Consider the following 3,719-nt stretch of genomic DNA (forward strand, 5'->3'; position numbering starts at 1 on the left):
AGAAAGCTCCGGACCAGCCCGGACGTGTTGCATCCATGATCAGCGGCACAGCAGGGTTCTTTGTCCGCAACCGTTTTTTCGCGATCGTCCTGTGTGGTGTGCTGTTGGCTGCAGGCGGTTTCGCGGGATCGCGGCTTGGCTCCGAATTTACGCCATCGCTCGAGGAAGGCGACATTCTGATGCGGCTGACCATGGCACCCTCGATTTCGCTCACCGAAGCGATGGCAACCACAACGCGGGTAGAAAAGCGACTGCTGAAGAACTTCCCTGAAATCAAGTCCATTGTGACCCGTATCGGGCGGGGAGAAGTCGGCGCACATGCCGACCCGACCAATAGCGCGGAAGCCTTTGTCGAGTTGAATCCGGTCGAGCAGTGGCGCCCTGGACTGTCTGCGGAAGGACTGCGCACCGCGATTTCGGAAGACCTGGAATCCTATCCGGGGATTGTGGTGAATATCGGCCAACCCATCGCGATGTCCGTCGACGAATTGCTGACCGGCACGCGTGCCGAACTGGCCGTCAAGATTTTCGGACCGGATTCCGAAATCCTGTTGCAGCGATCACAGGTGCTGCAATCGCTGCTGCAACAGGTCGAAGGAGCAGCCGAGGTGCAGGCCGACCAAATTACCGGTGCCCCGCAGCTTGTGGTGACTGTGGACCGGTCAGCCCTTGGCCGCTACGGGCTTGATGTCGAGGATGCGCTGGATGCGCTGCGTGCAGCCGTAGGCGGTGCCGAGGCCGGATCCCTGTTCGAGGGTGTGCGACAGTTTCCGATCATGGTTCGTTTTGACGAAGATAGCCGCGACACACCCGAGGCGATCAGCCGTATCGTGCTGGAATCGCCCTCCGGAGCGCGGGTGCCGCTGGAGACGGTTGCCAATATCGGAACAGTAATCGGTCCGCGCCAGATCACACGCGAGGATGGCGAACGCTTTATCACGGTCCAGTCCAACGTGCGCGGCCGCGATATCGGATCTTTCGTTGCCGAAGCGCAGAAGTTGACTGACGCTCAACTGGAGCTGCCGCCCGGGTATCGTCTGGTCTGGGGCGGTCAGTTCGAGCTTCAGCAACAGGCGAACGCCCGCTTTGCCGTGGTCATTCCGATCACGCTGGGCATCGTCCTGCTGATCCTTCTGGTGACTTTCGGAAGGCTGAAATCAGCGATCCTCATCTTGTTGAACATCCCCCTGGCGCTGACCGGCGGCGCGCTGGCGCTCTGGTTTGCAGGATTGCCGGTGTCGGTTCCCGCCACGGTCGGGTTTATCGCGTTGTTCGGCATCGCATTGGGCAACGGCATGGTGTTGGTCAGTTTCATGGATGACTTCGCGCGTGCCGGGCGCGATCTGGACGCTTTGGCCATCGAAGCCGCAGGGCTGCGCGCGCGCCCGGTCCTGATGACCGCCATGACGACGGCGCTGGGGCTGGCACCATTGCTCTTCGCCACCGGCGTCGGTGCCGAGGTGCAGCGCCCGCTCGCCACGGTGGTGACCGGGGGGCTGGTTTCATCAACCGTGCTGACGCTGCTCGTAATGCCCGCCCTGCACCGCTGGTTCGCACCCCGACAAGGAGGGCATCATTCGCTTGTCGAAACGGCTCATGGGCAGCATGCGAAGTCAGCCTCGGGAGCCCTTACCTGATGGAACGAACGCGCTTCAGGCCTGCTTGGGTGCAGAATTGGCAGAGGGGGAGAGTTCGATGAACATGGCGACGTTTTCGGGCGCGACCCCGCAGACATCTCCAGCGGTTTCATCGTGGCGTGCACTGTCATGAGACCCGCCCTGATTTCCGCTGTAAGGGCATTGGAAGTCATCCAAAATGGTGGTTATCGCCGGTGCCAAAAACGGTTTAGTTTTGTCATTTATCAAAATAAAATAACGGTTTAGGGAGCGGAAAAACTTGGGGCGGCACCCGACGCTTCGTGCGCACCAATACAGAGCCGGTGATCCCCCAGAACCTCGATGACGCGACACTTCCCCGCATGGCCGGGATCATCCGCGTCAGCCATCCGAACCAGCTCTTCCCGAAGCTGCGCGAGAATGATCATGCGCCGGTCCACCGCCGCGAGCTGCTTGCGTGCGATCTCATGGGCAGGTGCGCAATCCTCTGACGGGGCTTCTGCCAAGGCCATCAGATCGGCGATATCATCGAGACCGAAGCCCAGTTCCCGTGCGTGGCGCAGGAAGGCCAGCCGTTCGAGCGCCGCTTCATCGTAGCGCCTCTGCCCACCTGTTGTCCGCGCCGGTGACGGTATCAGGCCCCGGCTTTCGTAGTAGCGGATCGTTGTCACCTTCACGCCCGTCCGGCGCGACATATGCCCGATGGAGTATTCTTTCATCATTGCCCCTTGAACCTATAGTCGCTGTAGATCGTATCTATCCTGAAACGATACGAATCGAAAGGAGCCGCCGTCATGGGTCACGGCCACCATCATCACGTCGATCTCGAGGCTGGCGACCGCCGCGTCTTCGCCGCCATCGCGGTCAATATGGGCCTGACGGTCGCGCAGATCGTCGGTGGTATCGTTTCCGGCTCGCTCGCTCTGATCGCGGACGCGCTGCACAACTTTTCCGACGCGATCTCGCTCATCATCGCTTTCGGCGCTCGAAAGATCGCGCGGCGACCAAGGGATGCAGAGATGACGTTCGGCTATGGCCGGGTCGAGGTCGTCGCCGCGCTAATCAACTACACCACGCTGATCGTGATCGGCCTCTATCTGCTTTACGAGGCCGCGATGCGCTTTGCCGATCCGCAGCCGGTCGAGGGCTGGCTGATCGTCATCATCGCAGGCATCGCGCTGATCGTGGACGCGGTGACGGCGGCGCTGACCTACGCCATGTCCAAATCCAGCGTGAACATCCGTGCGGCCTTCCTGCACAACGTGGCCGACGCGCTCGGCTCTGTCGCCGTGATCGTCGCGGGCACGCTGATCCTGCTCTACGACTGGCGGCTGATCGACCCGCTCGTGACGGTGCTGATCGCGGGCTATATCCTGTGGCAATCGTTCCGCGAAATTGGACCTGTGATCCGTATCCTGATGCTTGGATCGCCGCCCGAGATCGAGACAGACGCGGTTCTTGATACCGTGCGTGGAATCGACGGCGTGATGGGCATTCACCACGCGCATTTCTGGCAGATGGACGAACACCGCGCGGCACTGGATGCGCATGTCGTCATAGCCGAGGGGCGTTGGTCCGACGCAGACGCCGTGAAGGAACGGATCAAAGCTGCACTGGCTGACCGGTTCGATATCGAGCACACGACGCTTGAGCTGGAATGCGCGCGCCACGCCTGCGACGACCCGTCCGAGTTCGGCGGGCAGGGGCATGGCGACGAGCGGCACGGATGACCGTCTACTCTGTGTAGCTCTCGCAGCCGTCGATCCCGGTCCCCGTCGCGGCAAGGAGCCGATCCGCATCACGGAGAAGATCGGCAACCCGTCCATCCGCCAGGCGATACCGGACAAATCGACCTTCGCTGCGGCGGCTGACCAGCCCGCAGTCGAGCAGGCAGCGCAGATGGTTCGAGACGTTGGGTTGCCCCAATCCCGTATGACCGACAATTTCCTGCACGTTGCGTTCGCCTGATACCAGCGCATCAAGGGGTCGATTCCGGCTGAGTGCAGAATGACACTCTAAGCGGCCAGGACGCGTCTTCCGTTCTCTCTGAGTTCCCCGTTGGGGCCGACATATCTGTAAATTGTGACGGGCTTGACGCCGAGT

4 protein-coding genes are annotated in these 3,719 nt (G+C 61.4%); 2 read left to right on the forward strand and 2 right to left on the reverse strand.

Translation table 11 applies throughout. The features are described 5' to 3' along the window. Positions 1–1,637 (forward strand): efflux RND transporter permease subunit (locus SM763_RS23925; protein ID WP_369000064.1); only part of this gene is annotated, 1,637 nt, incomplete at its 5' end. 242 nt (positions 1,638–1,879) lie between these two features. Here the strand turns inward: SM763_RS23925 and SM763_RS23930 are convergent. After that, positions 1,880–2,335 carry a MerR family transcriptional regulator gene (locus SM763_RS23930; protein ID WP_088636087.1) on the reverse strand — a complete coding sequence of 152 codons (456 nt, stop codon included), beginning with the start codon at positions 2,333–2,335 and terminating at the stop codon, positions 1,880–1,882. A gap of 75 nt (positions 2,336–2,410) precedes the next feature. Between SM763_RS23930 and SM763_RS23935 the strand changes: the two genes are divergently transcribed. Beyond that, positions 2,411–3,346 (forward strand): cation diffusion facilitator family transporter, encoded by a 936-nt coding sequence (locus SM763_RS23935; RefSeq protein WP_088636073.1) that lies wholly within the window; start codon positions 2,411–2,413, stop codon positions 3,344–3,346. Between the two features lie 4 nt (positions 3,347–3,350). On the opposite strand, the gene SM763_RS23940 is transcribed toward SM763_RS23935, so the two are convergent. Further along, positions 3,351–3,569 (reverse strand): ArsR/SmtB family transcription factor, encoded by a 219-nt coding sequence (locus tag SM763_RS23940; RefSeq protein ID WP_369000066.1) that lies wholly within the window; start codon positions 3,567–3,569, stop codon positions 3,351–3,353. Positions 3,570–3,719: the final 150 nt, after the last annotated feature.

It is taken from the genome of Pseudophaeobacter sp. C1-32P7, assembly GCF_041008775.1.
Lineage (GTDB): Bacteria > Pseudomonadota > Alphaproteobacteria > Rhodobacterales > Rhodobacteraceae > Phycobacter > Phycobacter gallaeciensis_A.